Consider the following 18,341-nt stretch of genomic DNA (forward strand, 5'->3'; position numbering starts at 1 on the left):
TCCGAAGAGGGGTTTGACGGGATCCCCGCAGCCCTCTCCGGGATATAAACCGCCCGATCACTCGGGGAGAGCGGGAACACCATGCTCCCGCAGTTTTTTGATCGTCTCCCGCACCGCAATAGCCCGTTCGAAGTCGAGCCTCTCCGCGGCCTCCCGCATCTCCGCCTCGAGTTCGATGAGCAGATTCGGGATCTCGCGTTTCGGGATATGCTTGACATCGGTTATCTCGACGACTTTCTCCCGGATCGGTTTTTTGATCGTCTGCGGCGTGATCTTGTGCTTCCGGTTGTAAGCGAGCTGTATCGCACGCCGCCGCTCGGTCTCCGCCATCGCCCGCCGGATGGAATCGGTCACTGTATCGGCGTAGAGGACGACCCGCGAGTTCACGTTCCGGGCGGCTCTGCCGATGATCTGGATCAGGCTCCGGGCATCACGGAGGAACCCTTCCTTATCGGCGTCGAGGATCCCGATGAACCCGACCTCCGGGATATCGAGCCCTTCACGCAGGAGGTTGATCCCGACGAGGACATCGTACCTGCCGAGACGGAGCTGGCGGATGATCTCGGTCCTCTCAAGCGTATCGATCTCGGAGTGGAGGTAGCGGGTCTTGATCCCCTGCGCCGCGAGGTGCTCGCTCAGCTCCTCGGCGAGTCTCTTCGTCAGCGTGGTGAGGAGGATCCGGTCGCCCCGCTCGATCGTCGAGCGGATCTCGCCGATGACGTCCCTGATCTGCCCCTCAATAGGCCGGATCTCAACGGCCGGGTCGACAAGGCCCGTCGGCCGGATGATCTGCTCCGCGACCTTCGATCGCTCGAGCTCGTACTCGCCCGGCGTCGCCGAGACGAAGATGACGGACTGCATATACCGCTGGAACTCGTCGAACTTCAGCGGCCGGTTGTCGAATGCGGACGGGAGCCGAAACCCGTACTCCACGAGCGACTTCTTCCGCGAGTAGTCGCCGTGATACATCGCCCGGAGCTGGGGGAGCGTCTGGTGGCTCTCGTCGATCACCATCAGAAAGTCTTTCGGGAAGTAGTCGAGCAGGCAGTAAGGTTTCTCGCCCGCAGCCCTGCCGTCGAAGTGGCGGGAGTAGTTCTCGATCCCCTTGCAGCTGCCCGTCTCCTCGATCATCTCGAGGTCGTAGAGCGTCCGCTGCTCGAGACGGTGCGCCTCGAGCATGCCGAGGTTCGGGAGCCAGGCATCGAGTTCTGTCCTGATGGATGCGACCGCCCGCATCTTCTCCTGCTCCGGGATGACGAAATGGCGTGCCGGGTAGACGTAGAAGTACTCCATCTGCTCGAGGCGCTGGCCGGTGACGCGGTCGACCTCGCTGATACGGTCGACCTCGTCGCCGAAGAGCTCTATCCGGATGATGTTGTTGAAGTACCCGGGGACGATATCGACGGTATCGCCCTTCACCCGGAACCTGCCGGGCGCGAGCTCGACATCGTTCCTCTCGAACAGGATGTCGACGAGCCTTCGGAGGAGGTCGTCCCGCCGGAGGCGGTCACGCACCTTCACCTCGAACCCCATGTTGTAGAAGTGCTCGGGGTTGCCGAGACCGTAGATGCAGGAGACCGAGGCGACGACGATGACGTCCCTCCGGGAGAGGAGAGACGCCGTCGCCGCAAGCCGCATCTGCTCGATCTTTGGGTTGATCTGGGCATCCTTCTCGATGTACATATCCCTCTTCGGGATGTACGACTCGGGCTGGTAGTAGTCGTAGTAGGAGACGAAGTACTCCACCCGGTTCTCCGGGAAGAAGTCCCGGAACTCGTTGTAGAGCTGGGCGGCGAGCGTCTTGTTATGGGCGATCACCAGCGTAGGCCGCTGCGCTTCTTCAATCACGTTCGCTATCGTAAACGTCTTCCCGGACCCCGTGACGCCGAGCAGCGTCTGGAACTGCTCGCTCCGGGCAAGCCCGGCGGAGAGTTTCCCGATAGCCTCGGGCTGCGAACCTTTCGGGGTAAAGTCGTCGGTGAGGTGAAATTCGGTCATGATACCATCGCCTTCTTCCGGAGCGTCTTATGATACGCCAGTGCGAACCGGTGCGCCTCGTCCCGGATCTCCTGGATGAAGAGGGACGCCTTCTCCCGCCGGTTCAGGGGGAGGGGATCCGACTCTCCGGGCACGTAAATCTCCTCCTCACGCTTGGCGATCCCGATTATCGGGATCACAAGGCCGAGGTTCCCGAGCTCCGCCGTCGCCGCCGAGAGCTGCCCCTTGCCGCCGTCGATGACGATCAGGTCGGGGAGCTCCCTGCCCTCGTCCTTCTGGCGTGCGTACCGCCGCCGCACGACCTCGGCCATCGCCGCGAAGTCGTCGATCCCCTTCACCGAGCGGATCCTGAACCTGCGGTAGTTCCTCTTGTCGGGCCTCCCGTCCCGGAACTGCACCATCGACCCAACCATCGCCGTCCCGGCGAGGTGGGAGATGTCGAAGCACTCGATGACGGTCGGGATCTTCGAAAGGTTGAGGAGCTCCCGGAGCGCCTCGAGTTTTATCCGGTCGCCGAAGAACCCGATCTCGATATTCTTCCGAACAAGGTCGAGGAGTTTCTTCTTCTCTCCCCGCTGTGGAACGGTCGTCCGCACCCGATTCCCCCGCAGGTGCGTAAGGTACCCGGCGATAGATTCGTCGACGGGCTCCGGGAGGATCAGTTCCTTCGGCGGTTCACGCTCCGCGTAGTACCTGGCGAGGAACTCTTCAAGGAATCCCTCGGCGTACTCGAAGACGAACTCGTGCTTCTCGGCGAGCATCCCCGTATGGACGTTAAAGAGCATGAGGTAGACCGTGCCCTCGCTCACGATGTAGTTGATCACGTCCTCGTCATAGGTCTTCTGCCGCTGCACGTTCTGCCGTTCGGTAAGCCGTTCGAGCGCGGCGATCTGGTCGCGAAGCTCGAGCGCTTTTTCGAACTCGTCGCCTGCCGCCCGCTCGGCCATCTCCACCCGCAGGTGCTGGATCAGCCCGACGATGTCCCCTTTCAGCACCGCCTCCGCCCGCCGGACGCGCTCGCCGTACTCCTCTTCCGTAATCTTCCCGATGCACGGAGCGCTGCACGAGCCGATGTGCGACCGGAGGCACGCCCGTTTCGGGAGCTGTCTGCACGACCGCAGGCGGAATGTGGTTTTGAGGAGCCGCAGAACCTCGTCACGCTCCCGGGCGGAGACGAACGGCCCGTAGAACGACCCGGTACCTGTCATCGTCCGGCTGATATGGATACGCGGGAAGGGCTCGTCGGTGACCCGTATATAGGCGTAGCCCTTCGAGTCCTTGAGATCGATGTTGAACTTCGGCCGGTGCTTCTTGATGAGGGTATTTTCGAGGAGGAGCGCCTCGACCTCGGTATCGGTGACGATGAAGTCAACGGAGACGGCGGTTTCCACCATTCGACGTGTCTTTGCGTCGAGATCGCGCTTTTGGAAGTAGCTCGAAACCCTCTTCTTCAGGTTCTTCGCTTTCCCCACGTAGATGACAGCGCCCTCGCTATCCGAGAAGAGGTAGCAGCCGGGGTCCTCCGGAATCCGCGCACGATCGATCATTGTCCTGCAAGAACCTTTCTGAGATACTCTCCAGTATAACTTTCGTCGACGGCTGCGACCGCTTCGGGCGTTCCGGTCGCGACGATCTCGCCTCCGCTTTCACCGCCCTCTGGCCCGAGATCGATAATGTAGTCGGCCGACTTGATGACGTCGAGGTTGTGTTCGATAACGACCATGGTGTTCCCGCGGGCCACGAGGTCGTCGAGGACGGCGATCAGGTTCTTCACGTCATGGAAGTGAAGCCCGGTGGTGGGTTCGTCGAGGAGGTATATCGTCTTCCCGGTTGCCCGTTTCGCAAGCTCGCGGGTCAGTTTGATCCGCTGCGCCTCGCCGCCCGAGAGCGTCGTCGAGCTCTGCCCGAGTTTGATGTAGCCGAGCCCGACCCGCGAGAGCGTCTCGAGTTTGTTCCTGATCGAGGGGATATTCTCAAAGAGCGCCATCGCCTCCTCGACGCTCATGGCAAGGACGTCGGCGATTGATTTCCCGCGGTACCGCACCTCGAGCGTCTCCCGGTTGTACCGTGCTCCCTTGCACTCCTCGCAGTCGATGTAGACGTCGGGGAGGAAGTTCATCTCGATCTTGATGAGCCCTTCGCCCTGGCACGCCTCGCAGCGTCCGCCCTTGACGTTGAAGGAGAACCGACCCGGCTTGTAGCCGCGGACCTTCGCCTCCGTCGTCTCGGCGAAGACCTTCCGGATCTCGTCAAAGACCTTCGTGTAGGTGGCGGGGTTCGACCGGGGCGTCCTCCCTATCGGGCTCTGATCGATGACGATCACCTTGTCGATCTCGTCGTCGAAGGCGAGATCGTCGAACGCGCCCGGCGACTCCCGGGACGCATGGAGCCGCTGCATCAGGGCGCGGTAGAGCGTCTCGTAGACGAGCGTCGACTTCCCGCTCCCCGAGACGCCGGTGACGGCGGTCAGCGCCCCGATAGGGATAGCGACGTCGATATCTTTGAGGTTGTTCTCCCGGCAGCCGCGGAGCCGGATGAACCGGTCGCTCTCCCGGCGCTCCTCCGGCACTTCAATAGCAAGCTCGCCGGCAAGGTACCTCCCGGTCAGGGACTCGGGATCCGCCGCGATCTCTTCGGGCGTGCCTGCGGCGACGATCTCTCCACCGTGGAGCCCGGCTCCCGGCCCCATATCGACGACGTAGTCGGCGCTCCGGATCGTATCCTCGTCGTGCTCGACGACGATCAGGGTATTGCCGAGGTCGCGGAGGCGCCGGAGCGTGTCGAGAAGCTTGTGATTGTCCCGCTGGTGAAGCCCGATCGAGGGCTCGTCGAGGACGTAGAGCACCCCGGTGAGGTTCGAGCCGATCTGGGTCGCAAGCCGTATCCGCTGCGCCTCGCCGCCGGAGAGCGTGCCCGCGCTCCGGGAGAGAGTGAGGTAACCGACCCCGACCGTCTCGAGGAAGGCGAGACGGTCGACGATCTCCTTTAGAACCTGCCGCGCAATCTCGCGCTGGCTCTCGGTGAGATTCAGGGTCCTAAAGAACTCCCCTGCCCGGGTGATCGAGAGAGCAGTGACGTCGACGATGGACATCCCGTCGATCTTGACGGCGAGCACCTTCTCCTTCAGCCGTTTGCCGCCGCACCGGGGGCACGGCGATATCCGCATGAACCGCTCGAGGTCTCTGCGGCGGTACTCCGACTGGGTCTGGTGGTAGAGCCGCTCCGCCTGGGGTGCGAGCCCCTCCCAGGTTCCTGCGTGCGACCAGTGGGCATCTCCGTTCTTCATCTCCATCGAGAACCGGATCCGCTCTGGAGACCCGAACATCAGGGCGTTGTACTGCCGCTCGGTCAGATCCTGTATCGGGGTGAAGACATCGAATCCGAAATGTTTTGCAACGCCGCCGAGATACTGGCTCCGGTAGCCGTCGAGGAAGTTCCGATACAGCGCCACCGCACCGTCGGCGATGGATTTCGTCTTGTCGGGGATGATGAGAACGGGGTCGAACTCCATCTTAATCCCAAGGCCGTTGCACTCCTCGCAGGCGCCGAAGGGGCTGTTGAAGGAGAACATGCGAGGCTGGAGTTCCTCAAACGCGATCCCGCAGAGCGGGCAGGCCATCAGGGAGGAGTAGACCTCTTCGCGCCCGTCCTCGTCGACAGCGATGATGAGCCCCTCAGACTTTGCAAGGGCATTTTCACATGCCTCGACGAGACGGCTCCTATCGGCCGGATCGAGCCGGTCTATGACGATCTCGATATCGTGCTTCCGGTACCGGTCGAGCGTGATCTCATCGTCGGTTCGGTAAAACTCCCCGTTCACCCGCACCCGGGTATACCCTTCCTTGTTGAGATCCTTGAAGAGCTGCTGGTACGTGCCCTTCTTCTGCCGGACGACCGGAGCGAGGATGGTGATCGTGCCGTTCATCCCGAAAGCGATCCGGTCGGCTATTCTCTCCGGCGACTGCGCCTCGATCGGAATCCCGTGGGTCGGGCAGAAAGGCGTCCCGATACGGGCAAACAGAAGCCGCAGGTAATCGTAGATCTCGGTAACGGTTCCGACGGTACTCCGGGGGTTTTTGGAGGTGGTCTTCTGCTCGATGGAGATCGCCGGGGAGAGCCCGTCGATGCTGTCGACGTCCGGTTTGCTCATCAGGCCGAGGAACTGCCGGGCGTATGAGGAGAGCGACTCGACGTACCTCCGCTGCCCTTCAGCGTATATGGTATCGAACGCAAGCGTCGACTTTCCGCTCCCCGAGACGCCGGTGACGACGATCAGGTTGTCACGGGGGAGCTCGACGGTGATATTCCTGAGGTTGTGTTCCCGTGCACCTTTGATGACGATATTCTTCATTCTGCAGCAGTACCATGTTAGCGCCGGGATATAATAGTGGTATTGACGGGGCGCGAAAGTGTACCACATTCACAAAATACGCGAGAATTAAAGAGAATTTAGGAGCGGCACCGGATCTACCCGGGAGGAAACCGGGTCAGAGACCCAGGCGGTTCGGTACTGCGGCCGCCCGGCCTCATAGCATTCACCCGGACAGCTTTAGATCGTCGCTGACTCCCAGTACGGCCTGAATCCGTAGTACTGGTATACCCGCGACAGCCAGCCCAGATCGTGTATTCCCTCCCAGGCATCCCGGTCATAATTCGGGGCGCTCTCAAGCGTCTCCCGGGTGACATCAACAGTGATGGCGTCATCACCCGTCATCCCGGAATACGCTTCCCAGGGAACCGGAATGAACTTCTCGCCGATGCCGAGGATGCCCCCAGTCGAGAGGACGAGAAATGCAACCCGCCCGCTCTCCATATCGAGAATCAGATCATGAACAGTGCCGAGAACCTTCTGATCGGGGTTTTTCACCGTTTTACCGGTGATAACCTTCGATCTGGTGATCTGTGGCCGCATCACCGTTTCCATTTCCATTGCCGTCATATTATCATCACCATGCCTGTCCTATGAAGAGACAGTTACAACCTCCCGGAACATTTAAAAGTATCCCCTGTACGGGTACTCTCACGCAGCATGCACCGGTGCATCTCCGGCTTCACGACATCGGAGAGAGACTCCAAAAGCCGCCGAAAGCGGGAGGAAAACGGGCGGGGCAAGCAACAGCCTGATCTCCATCGCTCTCAGCCTCGGATAGACGTTTTGGGAGAGCGGCTTTACTCCCCTTTCTTCTTCCACTCGCCGGTTCTCGAATCTTTCGCGTACTTCTGCTCGACGGCCGCCCAGGCAACCTTATGAGCGACCGTTTCACGTGACTCATCCGGATTTCTACGCTCATTCGGGTCTGCGTACTGCTCCCAGGCGCTGTTGAACGCCTCCCGATAAATATCCTGTCCATGCTCGGGGAGTTCTTCCTGCACGAGTTTCGGCAGATCGCTGTTCTTCTCATACGGCATCGCATAGCACCTCCATCAGGTCTCGGGGGGATACATCGCCGCAGCGTAAAAAGGTTTCAGGTAGAAGGGGGCAAGCACGTGCCCGGAAGGAGACCAAAGAGCTACGGAGTGAAAAATATGCCGGGAGGGGAAGAGAGGTGTTGTCCCCATCCTGCGAACCACAAAGGACTGACCGGAGTCTGCATGCAGATTAGGAACAGAGTATGGATACCCGGGAGAACGGCCTGTGACTACATACTCCCTCCCGACCGGTCGTGCTTCCGTAGAAACTCCCGACCCTTCATCGACGCAACCCGGCCTCTGTCCGGTTCGGTGATGACCGCATCGATGGCAAGCGCTGCGAGTTGCTCGATATTCTCATCAAAAGATCTCCGATCCTCCTCACCACCCCCTCCGGCGCAGGGGCTGGCAATATGGAGCAGTGTGCCGGATGCCCCGCAGGAGCCACACTACGGGTCTTGAGCTGCACGGGAGAGCCGTCTCTTCCCTGGTATACCAGCGGCATGGATCGGAAGGCGGGAACAGACTCCTCATCCGCGACATCGCCCGGCGAAGAGATCGCCCCGGGGCTCCGGAAGTCGTCGATCGACTCGAGCATCAGGATTCGTTCGAGGAGAGAGCCGGTAATCTCCGACGGCCGATACCCGAGAAGGTGCCGCAGGGAGGGGCTCGCGGCCGTTACCTGCATCTCTGCATCAAGCATGCATACCATATCGCTGCGGTCTGCGGTGAAGAAGGGGGAGCGCCGCTCGCTCTCATGGGGCGCTTCTCCGGACGGCTTTCTGCACGGGACAACCCGGTACTCATCACAACGGGCATATCGGCGACTGCTGCCGAAGAGTTGGAGGCTTGCGTACTCGATCGCGAGATCGGGGGTGTTCTGGTTCTTAATACACGCCCGAACGCTCCGGATCTCTTCGCCGAAGAGCGACGCGGCGATGACCCGTTCCTTGAACATCTCCCCATGCTCGAGTCTCGGCGCAATGCAGAGAGCGACAAAATCGATCGCATTCATCCCAAGGGTATCGATCCTGTTGAAATCAAAGAGCCTCTCCATGCAGCGGTTCATCCATACGACCGTCTGATCCTGATCGATCAGGACGATCCCATCGCCGAGCCGGTCGAGATACCAGAAGAGCAGATGCTCATGCGTGCAATCCGGGCACGGCACTCCGATCGGGATCTCCCGGGAACCCTCCCCGCAAACCGTAGAATGGTGCATATTCATGCCTGCTGCTCCGGCTCAAGCATACTAATCCGGAGATAGCATTTAAAAATAATAAATATAAAACCGTTGCGTATAATAATACTGGATTAATTCAGAGATATTGGAAAAATACAATCGGATAAAGCGATCCAGTACCATTGGATCTTTCTAACCGGATTGGAATATTTTCGGAAACTTGCATGTACCAGTATGCAAGGGTTAAACCTTCTCTATTCGATCCTGATAGTCTCGCTATCAGGAGGCCTGAAAGTACAGTTCGCCTACGAACTCCTTGGCTACGCCGTCCCTCTCAACCAGGTGGCCGCGGCATTCCTGGTGACGTATGCGGCATATGCCTTCGATAGAGGCGTCGACAACAAGGAAGACGAGGAACGCGGAAAATTGTTCAAAAAGGTGCTTCTCTGGTCGGCCATCCTCTGCACCATCGCTTCGCTTATTCTCTTTCCGAACCCCGCTCTCCTCATTCCGTTTCTCATTGCCTATCTCTACGCCAAAGGCATCCGGGGATTCAGACTGAAAGGCGGCGCAGGCGTGAAGAACGCCGTGGTCGCGTTCACGTGGTCTCTGCTGATGGTAATCTTACTCGGAATCTTCTCGATTCCTGCCATGCTACTGTACATGTTCTTCTTTTCAAAAAGTTTCGTGAACACCGTCATCTACGATGTACGGGATATCGAGAACGATGCCCGTGCCGGGATTCAAACCATACCAACACGGCTCAAGAAGCCACAGCTTATCACGCTCCTCGTTACGGTCACCGTCATGGCGCACGGGGCCGTCCTGTATGCCTACTCGTGCGGCCTGCTTGCGAACGTTGACGTCATACTGATAAGCTCGCTCCACAGCATCTTCTATATCCTGCGGTACTGCAACGACTGCGAGATGTTACGAAACACGCTGGTAGACGGGGAGTGGATACTCTACCAGGGTATTCAGATCTTCCGCGACTGTTTCATGTAATGCTCGATAAGAGCATTACCAAACGCTATTGCCCGGGGCGATGTCGAGATGGCATCCCGGGTAAAATCATAGCTTCCCGACTTGTAAAAGAACCCGAGAGAGACGAACCGGTCGGTCACGGCAGCTGCAATCGGCGGCACCTCATCGATGATGTAGAAGTTGATGGTCTCCGATTCGCGAGCAGACGATGGGATCCTCCCGTAGATCTCTTCAGTGACGACGAGAGAGATGGTGTCTATCGAATTGATCATCTGGCCGAAGAAATCGACATAATCGGGGAACATGAGCGGGGATATGCCCCGGATAGACTTCGACTTCCTGATATTTTCAAAGAAGACCTGATGGGGTTTGAGGACATTGGAGGGTTCGGAGGTGATGAGCTCAAAGTCCCCTATCTCGTGCAGGCGCATGAAGAACTCGTCGGGGAACGCGATCGTGTGGTCGGGGAACGCGTTGAAGAGTTTTTCGAGAGCGTTGACGTTATCTTTGAAGGTTTCGAAGATTACCAGGTAGGCATGCCCCCGATCGGTCAGGCAGACATCGCCTCCCCGCACGTCCGCAAACCCCGCCTGCTTGAGGTGGTTGAAGGTGAAAGCAAATGTCGAGGGCGGGATATGCTCCTTGATCTCCTCCTTCGACTCTCCCCTGACGAGGGCGTCCAGTACTTCAATCCTGCGCTCGCTCGCAAAGATCTTCATGAAGTCGATAATCTTCATTATTCTGCATCAGTATGCGTCAACGCCGTACATTAATCTTATTATTCCAGGCAGCCCGAAGGGCGCTCCAATCTGTAGCCCAAATATCATCTGCCGTCAGTGTACGCAACCGTTCCGGGCTGTCCGCACCCCTCTCTCCCCTCACCCAATGCCAGCACTTTTTGGTGAGTCACACCCCATAGTATCGCGAGCATCCAATGGAGGAAGGTACATCCATGAAGGTGAACTGGCGTCATATACCCCCGGCAAACAACTCATACGCGGCCCTCTACGCTGCCTGCGAACTGGCGGGGTACCGTCTCGATCCGGTGAGCGAGCCCTCCGGCGATATCACCTGCTACAGTCTCACCTCCATCTCCGAGCGCACCTACCGGGACGAGATCGCGGACGCGGACTGCATCACCATCGTCGGCGGCCCGCACGCGTCCGCCTGCTACAGTGACGTCGCGGCCTATGCGGATTACGTCATCGTCGGCGAGGGCGAGTATACGCTGCCGCGGCTCATCTCCGCACTCGAGCGGGGGGACGAGATTCCACCCGGTGTCGCCACGAAATCGGGCTATACACCTGCCGACCATACCGTGCTCCTCGATGCCTACCCTCCCTTTACGACGGTCTTCGGCTATACCGAGATCAGCCGCGGGTGCCCGTTCGGCTGCGGCTACTGCCAGACACCGCGGCTCTTCGGCAGGTGCATGCGGCACCGGTCTATCGACGAGATCGCAGCCGCCACCGCCCGGTTCCGGGACGTCCGGCTCGTCACCCCGAACGCCTTTGCCTACGGTTCCGACGGGATCCACCCCCGGTTCGACCGGGTGGAGCGCCTGCTGTCACGCCTGAAGAACCGTATCTACTTCGGTACGTTTCCCGGAGAAGTGCGGCCCGAGTTCGTCACCGACCGATCCCTCGAGCTCGTCGTGCAGTACTGCGCCAATACCCGGCTGCATTTCGGTGCCCAGTCGGGGAGCGACCGGATCCTCCGGCAGATCCGGCGCGGCCATACGGTGGACGACGTTCTCTCCGCCGTCGATTGCTGCAGGGAGCATGCACTCGCCCCGACGGTCGACTTCATCCTCGGGCTTCCCGGAGAGGACGAGGAGGACGAGATCGCGACGGTCGACCTGATACAGTCGGTCACGCGCTCCGGTCAGGCACACGTCCACTACTTCATGCCGCTCCCGGGAACCCCGCTTGCCGCGGCGGAGCCCCACCCGCTGCTGCCGGAAACGCAGAAGATACTCGGTCGCCTCGCGCTTGCAGGGAAAATAACGGGTTCATGGATGGAACATGAGATAAGGTTTTTTAGACAAAGTTCTCATGTATAGACATGATGGATGTGCTACTCCTAGCAGATCTGCACGGTCAATACGGGAAACTCGAGAGTTTCCAGATTTACGACTACGATGCAGTCATCATAGCAGGCGATATCACCAATTTCGGTCCACTTGAGCCTGTAGATTCAGTGCTTTCCAGCATCGAAGTACCGTGTTTTGCAGTCCCGGGGAACTGTGATCCCCGCGAGATCATCGACGTCCTCGAACACTCCGACGCAGTCTGCCTCCACAACTCGTGGATGGCGCTCGGGAAGGTCACCCTTGCCGGCATCGGGGGTTCGAACAAGACGCCGTTCAGCACACCATTTGAACTGAGCGAAGAAGAGATCGGCACGATTATGACACGTCTCGTCGGAGCGATGGAGAAGAACGTTCACAACGTTCTGCTCGCGCATGCTCCGCCGTACGGGGCGCTCGACAGCGTCGGCGACGACCATGTCGGCAGCCAGAGTATCAGAGAACACATGAACCGTTTCGACCTCATATGCTGCGCGCATATCCATGAGGCGCGGGGGGTCACCGATATCGACGGCGTCAAGGTCGTCAACCCAGGCCCTGCCTCAGAGGGATATGGAGCGCTCATCCACTTCGGATCGGAGCCAAAAGATATTAGAATAGAATTGATCACTGTTTAGAGAGGATCATCTCAAGATACGACGTGTGGAGCGGTGGACCCTCTACACCGAGTTCTTTTGCAAGAATATTCACCAGGTCCGCAGCGTTCTCCCCATCCTCTTCTGCAAGCACTTCAATCTCGATGAACGTGCCGAGTTTCTCGACGGCATCGAGGGTGACGGTAGCACCCCGTATCCCGAAGAACTCGCGATCTTTATTCACCTCTGCGGTTGCCACGAACCCGACGCGGCCGAGTATCTCTTCGACGGTAGTACCTGAATCAACCTGCAGGTTGAACTCTTCGCGTGCCTTCGTACCCTTCAGCCGGATCTTCGGGCCTTTGTACGTGACGCTGCACGACCCTTCCGTATACCTGACTCTGAGAGCCTCGTCGGTCTCGCCGAAGTCACGGTGGGGGGCATTGTAATAGACGTCTCGTTCATGCCCCGAACCGCACATCTCTCCCCCGAGCGCAATGAGCCGTGCCCTGACCTCGTCGAGACTCGGGACGGCGTACTTCACTTCCACTTCAAGCACTGCTCAAACACTTCCGTTTACGTCTTCGCCCTCCAGCCATAATATCACGCACCATCCGCCCGGCCTTCCGTGGCACGGAGGATCAGGTGCAGGAGCTCTTCCGCAGCAGCACGGGCGTCGCTGCTTTCCGTCTTTTCTGCCGAGACTACCGCCTGCCGTGCCAGTATACGGGCGGTGTCGTACGCACCGACCTCGTAGTATCGCCGCCCGAGCTCGTGTGAGAGGGCAAGCGCCCGGGCATACTCGCCGGCCGAGAAGAGATGGCGGACAAGAGAGACGAGGGCATGCTGCCGCCCGGGCAGGCGCTCAAGGAAGCGCTCGGTGCAACACGCCGCCCTGCCGTGCAGGAGGAGCCGCTCAGCCTCAGGAACGAGGGACGTGCAGTACTCCCGGATCAGAGGATGCGCAAAGTCGTACCCATGCCTCCCCACGCTCCGAAAGAGCGTGCTCTCCGGAAGCGAGGTCTCGACCTCTGAAAGACTCATCCGCTCCTCCGTGAGCATACACGCGGCGACCGCCGGGTGAAACGGCGGATTGAGAACCGCGAGAGTCTTCGCCCGCCCCTGCTGCAGAGGCTCCGCTTCGGCATAGATGGATGCCGCAGGGTTCCGTAGCTCCGGGAGGAGGACCCGGACGGCCTTCTCGTCCAATGTCAGACCCCGCCACCCGGCCAGGGCGAAGAAGACCATGAGCCCGAGCGGATCGGCGATCGTGTGTGCAAGGAGCTCGGAGACTTCGTCCGGCACCGCACGGTCGAACCGCCGCCGGGCAAGGTCACCGACCCCGGGCGCTTCAAGGCCACCGAGGCGGATCTCCGTCCCCCTCACACCTCTGAGCGCCTCCAGCACCTGCGGGTAGCGGAGACGGTCGCCGGAGTCGCAGGCGAGAACAAGAGCAATGCCCGGCGGACGCTGCCGGATGAGTTCCAGCGTGAGGAGGAGGTCGGGCTCCGGAGCCCACTCCAGGTTATCCAGCAGGAGGACAAACACACCGCCGTTCCTGCTCATCGTCTCCCCGAAGGCCTTGATGGCAGCGGGATACGTAGAGAGCACCCGGTCTGCCGGAACGTCGCCGACGTCCGCAAAGACACCGATGATCTCCTCCCCGACCCGTGCAAGCAGACCGACCGGATCAATGCGTGCAACGTACCGGTCGACGATATCCGAGGCCTGCCGGATCGCCGGGTCGGAGCCTGCGGCGGCAGGGCCGCTCTGCCGGATCGCCGTCAGGATATCACGGTAAACGGAAAAGACCATATCGGTCGTCTCGTAAAACTCCCGGTGCACCGAGAGGTGCTCTTCGCCTCCCGGCAGGGCCGCTCCCGTAGCCCAGTTCAAAAGCGAACTCTTCCCGGATCCTGCCTTTCCCGATATCATCGCCACCTGACCCGCCTCCCGTGCCAGGGAGAGCGTCTCCATAATCCGCACGCGCTCCGGTTCCCGCCCGGCGAAGAGTTCCGGCGGGCACGGCGCGTACGGGCTCCGGGAAAGACCCCTGATAACCGGTTCCATCGTTCGCTCCTCCTTGCGTCCGACCTGTCCTGGCTCTGCACCTACTTCAAGCTGATGCAGAGATGTGGACAGAACAGAACAGGTATCCCGTGAGAGCGCCGGAGCGTGAGCCGGAGAATATCCGGCCGGGATGATGGATTCAGTCGAATAGACCGTTCTGCACGACGCTTCCGGGGATCATGGAATCACCTATAAATACCATTCGCAACAAATGAAATGGAACATCGAAGCAGTGCATGATACCGGACGTATGGTGCACTTGCGGGAATCCGTTTGAACATAGTATCACCAGGGTGAATTGTATGGCAATTGAAGAAGGAAATTTTGTTAAGCTCACCTACACCGGGAGTGTGGGTGACAATGTCTTTGATACCACCTCCGAAGAGACCGCAAAAGAGGAGGGGATGTACAACCCGCAGGCCGAGTACGGCCCCGTCACCATCCGTGTCGGCAGCCACCACGTGATCATCGGCCTCGAGGAAGCCCTGGTCGGCAAGGAAGTCGGTGACGAGGGCGACGTCGAGGTGCCGGCGGAGAAAGCATTCGGTGAGCACGATAAAACCGCCGTCCGGTCGATACAGACCTCCCAGTTCCGGGAGAAGCCGAAAGTGGGGATGCGGATCGAAGTCGAGAACCGCGAAGGTGTTGTCGTCAACGTCATCGGCAAGAGAGCGCTCGTCGATTTCAACCACCCGCTCGCCGGCAAGACACTCACTTACCACTACAAGATCGAAGAGAAGGTCGAGGATGCAAACGAACAGATCCGCGGCCTTATCAAGCTCTACACCGGCAGAACCGACATCGAGTTCTCCGTTACGGACGGCACGGCCGAGTTCCTCCTCCCGCCCGCGATCACCTACGACCGCCGCTGGATGGTCTGGAGAGGCACCCTGATCCGCGAGATCTTCGAGTACATGAAAGATATCAACGAGGTCGTAATGAAGGAAGTCTTCAAGCGGCCCGAGCCGAAAGAGATGCCGCCCGCAGAAGCTATCGTAGAAGCAGAGAGCGAAGAGACCGGGGAGTAACTCCTCACAATCCTTTTTTCACTCGATCTTATACCGCAGGAGCGCAGCAACACCGCCGAGAGCCAGGAGGCGCTGCCCCGGTTCGAACTCGGTGCTCAGCACCACCACCGATGCGTTGACGAACTCGGCACGCTCGATGGCGACGGCGGCGGCCGCGTCACGGAGCAGGGTGTCGATGACAAGGATCGTCTCGACGGCACCGTAGTCGATCGCCTTTTCGACCTCCCCGATACCGTAAGCGACGGCGCCGTCCTTGGCAATCCGTGCCAGCACCTCATCCATCATCCGGACCTCGCGGGCGAGGTGGAGATCGCCTGCGAGCTGGTCGAGAACACCGAGGCCCACAACCTCCTGTACAGCACCGCGGCCGACGCGCCGCGTCTCGACGACGACCATACGGTCGGCACGCTCCGGAGCCTCCCGCCGGAGGAATGCGGCAAAATCATCCTTGACAAAGCCAGGACCTGCGATGATCAAGGGGCCGGTCACATCCCTGACGTACTCGAGGGTCTTTTCGAAGAGTCCCGACCGTGCATCCTGGTCCGCCCCCTTGCTCCGCCCGAGGGTGATGGTGGTGACGGGCTCGGGGCCGAACTGCCGGAGACGGAATATCTCCGCTTCACCCTCCTCCATGCTCACGACGTGCACGACACCATAGATCGATGCCGCAACCGCCCGCTCGACCCGTGCAAGGTCGACCGGCCGCCACTGCTTGATGACCGAGAGCTCGTATCCCGGTTCGACGTTCAGGGTATGGTACATGCCGGCATCCATCCCGCTCTCGATAATACCGGTGATGCGGAGACGGTTTGCGTGGTGGTGAAACTCGACCTTCTCCACCCGCACTCCGAGCCGGACCGGCCGCTTCTCCGCTTTCTCGGGACGGAGTTTATCGCTTGCCGCTTCCACGCTCCGGAACGTCGTCGCAAAGACGAGGTCGCCCGGGGCAATCAGGTGCAGAAGATGCCAGATGTCGTCGAGCGTCTCCGGGAAGAGCCGAATCTCGCCGTAAGAACGCTTGATCTCGAGATATTCCGCCTTCATGCCTCTATGATATCCGATCCGCCCGGCGGCACGAACCCCGCGACCGCTTCGGTGTTCAGCACGCTTTTCAGGCCCGTCCACTCATCCTCCGAGAGCTGCTGGCGCAGAGCGCGAACGACCTTCTTCGCGGTATCGTTCGGCTCGAACTGGCCGGGCAGCAGGTTGATGCGCACCTTCGTCCGGTCTGCAACCGCATCCGGAGGCCCGCCGATGACCGCCACCTCGGGCGTCATCTGCAGGCCGATAGAGACGCCGAGCGGCACGTTCCGGAAATAGGTCCGCTCCCCGCGGATGATGAAAGCGCCGCGGGCAACGAACTCGCCCGACTCAGGCGTCTTGCTCACCTGGTCGGGACGCGCCGCGTACACGGTCGCCGCAAAGTGGCCGGCTTTCCAGGCGTTCGAATAGGATGCCGCAAACTGCGCCACCTCGTCCATATGCGCCGTCGTCCCCTTGACGATGACGATACTCGCTCCGTGGACATCGGCGTGGACGAACGTGTCCCCGCCCTCCATATACCGCTTGACGAGTTCCTCGTTCTGTGAGGCATCCCTCCCGCCGAGGACGAGGACGTTATCGGTCGTATAGAACCACCGGAACCGGTGGAACCAGCGTTTCTTCTGCACCGCAAGCGTGGCTTTCCGGGAGGGCTTCTGCACGATCGCCCGCGCCATCGCGGCGAGAGCCCCGGCCTTCTTCTTCTTGAACTTCTTGATCTGGTCGTAGTAACGGCCGACGTTCTGTTCGGGTGTCTCGTGGATGAAGATCTTCACCCGCTCGCCGATATCCACCTCGACCGCCGCTTCGGCAGGGTAGACGGCACGGATCACCTGCGCCGCGGGGTGGTTGCTCCCCTTCAGGATCTCCTCGATCTCCTGCCACGACCGCTGCCTGCTCGCATTCTCGAGTGTTGTAATGACGTCCGCGACGAGCGTGTAGTTCTCATAGAGCCGTTCCACGACATGCTCGTAGCGTTCGATCTTCTTCTCAAACCCGGTTATAGCCTCGAGCTGCCGCTTTCTGATATTCTCTTCCTTTGTCAGGCGCGGTTTGCCTGCCTTCACCTCTTCCTTCCGGGCTGCAGGATAGAATGCACCCAACGCCTCGTTGAACGTCTCGAACCGCTGAAGAACAGGCGCGTTCCCGATCGGGATAGGCCAGCAGCCCGACGGGGTGATGACCGGCTCGCGCCTGGTCGCGACCTGATCGAGAAGGTCTAAAAGAGCCGCATGCAGCGCCGCCGCGTCTGCCTCTCCTGCCGGGAGCATCTTATCCACACCCGCTCGCGAGCAGACCTCTTCCGCATACTGGCCTCCGAGCATGCAGGCGACGGCGAGCGTCCGGACGATGTCGCGGTCGGACTCGCGGAGCATCGCCGCAAACTCCTCAAGCGAAAGCTCCGAGCAGTCGCTATTCGCGAACTCGTATGTCGCACCCGGAATGACCTCGCGGGCCTTGAACCGGTGGTGCCAGAGGGGCTTGATGATCGTCCAGTCAGCATCGCAGAGGATCACGTTTCCGTCGTCGAAGAGTTCGAAGGCGAGGTGATACGTCGTACCCCTCTTCCCGACGGCAAGGGCGAAGGTTCTCTCAAGGCCGAGCTGCTCTACCCCGAGCACCCTGCCGCCCTCAAGGTGCTTTCGAAGCAGCATGGCAAAGCTCGGGGGGTTCTTCGGCGGTGTCGGAAGCTCGCCGACCAGATGGGCGCGCCTCCCCGGCTCAGCCAGGAAGAAATATTTCGCCTTCTCCTCGCCGTTCAGCCTGATGCCAACCGATTTATCGTCGAACTGATAGATCTTTCCGATCCAGAGGGGTATCCGGGCGTTCAGCTCCGAAACGATCGCCCGGATATCCACCCCGCTCATTCCCTGAAGTGTTGCCATTGGTTCCGGAATACTGTACGGGCCTTGTCCTTAAAATAACCGCCGGGCCTGTGGTAACGGAGGGCACGGCAGGGTTTT

At 60.1% G+C, this 18,341-nt stretch carries 15 protein-coding genes; 4 read left to right on the forward strand and 11 right to left on the reverse strand.

What is annotated here, in order from left to right; translation table 11 throughout:
- Positions 1-57 precede the first annotated feature (57 nt).
- The 6 genes from uvrB to ABH15_RS10870 form a co-directional block, all read right to left on the reverse strand.
- A complete protein-coding gene (gene uvrB, locus ABH15_RS10845) occupies positions 58-1,998 on the reverse strand; it encodes an excinuclease ABC subunit UvrB (RefSeq protein WP_128694418.1) in 1,941 nt (646 codons plus the stop codon).
- A complete protein-coding gene (gene uvrC, locus ABH15_RS10850; RefSeq protein WP_128694419.1) occupies positions 1,995-3,545 on the reverse strand; it encodes an excinuclease ABC subunit UvrC in 1,551 nt (516 codons plus the stop codon). The genes uvrB and uvrC overlap by 4 nt, the downstream gene beginning before the upstream one ends.
- Positions 3,542-6,349, reverse strand: a complete 2,808-nt coding sequence (uvrA, locus tag ABH15_RS10855; RefSeq protein WP_128694420.1) for an excinuclease ABC subunit UvrA — start codon at positions 6,347-6,349, stop codon at positions 3,542-3,544. The genes uvrC and uvrA overlap by 4 nt, the downstream gene beginning before the upstream one ends.
- Before the next feature lie 198 nt (positions 6,350-6,547).
- Positions 6,548-6,937 (reverse strand): PRC-barrel domain-containing protein, encoded by a 390-nt coding sequence (locus ABH15_RS10860; protein ID WP_128694421.1) that lies wholly within the window; start codon positions 6,935-6,937, stop codon positions 6,548-6,550.
- A gap of 230 nt (positions 6,938-7,167) precedes the next feature.
- Positions 7,168-7,407, reverse strand: coding sequence for a ChaB family protein (locus ABH15_RS10865; RefSeq protein ID WP_128694422.1), 240 nt, complete (start codon positions 7,405-7,407; stop codon positions 7,168-7,170).
- A gap of 280 nt (positions 7,408-7,687) precedes the next feature.
- The gene (locus tag ABH15_RS10870; RefSeq protein ID WP_128694423.1) at positions 7,688-8,635 is read right to left on the reverse strand and encodes a PAS domain-containing protein; all 948 of its coding nucleotides are present in this window, start codon (positions 8,633-8,635) and stop codon (positions 7,688-7,690) included.
- A gap of 189 nt (positions 8,636-8,824) precedes the next feature.
- On the opposite strand from ABH15_RS10870, the gene ABH15_RS10875 reads away from it, so the two are divergent.
- Positions 8,825-9,595 carry a UbiA family prenyltransferase gene (locus tag ABH15_RS10875; RefSeq protein WP_128694424.1) on the forward strand — a complete coding sequence of 257 codons (771 nt, stop codon included), beginning with the start codon at positions 8,825-8,827 and terminating at the stop codon, positions 9,593-9,595.
- Here the strand turns inward: ABH15_RS10875 and ABH15_RS10880 are convergent.
- Positions 9,568-10,311 (reverse strand): helix-turn-helix transcriptional regulator, encoded by a 744-nt coding sequence (locus ABH15_RS10880; protein ID WP_128694425.1) that lies wholly within the window; start codon positions 10,309-10,311, stop codon positions 9,568-9,570. The two genes, ABH15_RS10875 and ABH15_RS10880, sit on opposite strands and share 28 nt — an antisense overlap.
- 215 nt (positions 10,312-10,526) lie before the next feature.
- On the opposite strand from ABH15_RS10880, the gene ABH15_RS10885 reads away from it, so the two are divergent.
- The gene (locus ABH15_RS10885; protein ID WP_128694426.1) at positions 10,527-11,636 is read left to right on the forward strand and encodes a TIGR04013 family B12-binding domain/radical SAM domain-containing protein; all 1,110 of its coding nucleotides are present in this window, start codon (positions 10,527-10,529) and stop codon (positions 11,634-11,636) included.
- Positions 11,637-11,638: 2 nt separating this feature from the next.
- Positions 11,639-12,280, forward strand: a complete 642-nt coding sequence (locus ABH15_RS10890) for a metallophosphoesterase family protein (protein WP_128694427.1) — start codon at positions 11,639-11,641, stop codon at positions 12,278-12,280.
- Here ABH15_RS10890 and cyaB read toward each other — a convergent pair.
- The gene (gene cyaB, locus ABH15_RS10895) at positions 12,270-12,797 is read right to left on the reverse strand and encodes a class IV adenylate cyclase (protein WP_128694428.1); all 528 of its coding nucleotides are present in this window, start codon (positions 12,795-12,797) and stop codon (positions 12,270-12,272) included. The two genes, ABH15_RS10890 and cyaB, sit on opposite strands and share 11 nt — an antisense overlap.
- Before the next feature lie 44 nt (positions 12,798-12,841).
- Positions 12,842-14,308, reverse strand: a complete 1,467-nt coding sequence (locus tag ABH15_RS10900) for an AAA family ATPase (protein ID WP_128694429.1) — start codon at positions 14,306-14,308, stop codon at positions 12,842-12,844.
- Between the two features lie 302 nt (positions 14,309-14,610).
- Here ABH15_RS10900 and ABH15_RS10905 point away from each other — a divergent pair, with 302 nt between their 5' ends.
- Complete coding sequence (locus ABH15_RS10905; RefSeq protein ID WP_128694430.1) at positions 14,611-15,336, forward strand: FKBP-type peptidyl-prolyl cis-trans isomerase; 726 nt, start codon at positions 14,611-14,613, stop codon at positions 15,334-15,336.
- An 18-nt stretch (positions 15,337-15,354) separates the two neighbouring features.
- On the opposite strand, the gene ABH15_RS10910 is transcribed toward ABH15_RS10905, so the two are convergent.
- Together ABH15_RS10910 and rqcH are read right to left on the reverse strand one after the other, a co-directional pair.
- Entirely contained in the window at positions 15,355-16,380 is a 1,026-nt protein-coding gene (locus ABH15_RS10910) for an mRNA surveillance protein pelota (protein WP_128694431.1), read from the reverse strand.
- Complete coding sequence (gene rqcH / locus ABH15_RS10915) at positions 16,377-18,263, reverse strand: ribosome rescue protein RqcH (protein WP_128694432.1); 1,887 nt, start codon at positions 18,261-18,263, stop codon at positions 16,377-16,379. The genes ABH15_RS10910 and rqcH overlap by 4 nt, the downstream gene beginning before the upstream one ends.
- Positions 18,264-18,341 lie beyond the last annotated feature (78 nt).

The sequence above is a fragment of the Methanoculleus taiwanensis genome (assembly GCF_004102725.1).
In the GTDB taxonomy this organism is placed as follows: Archaea; Halobacteriota; Methanomicrobia; order Methanomicrobiales; family Methanoculleaceae; genus Methanoculleus_A; species Methanoculleus_A taiwanensis.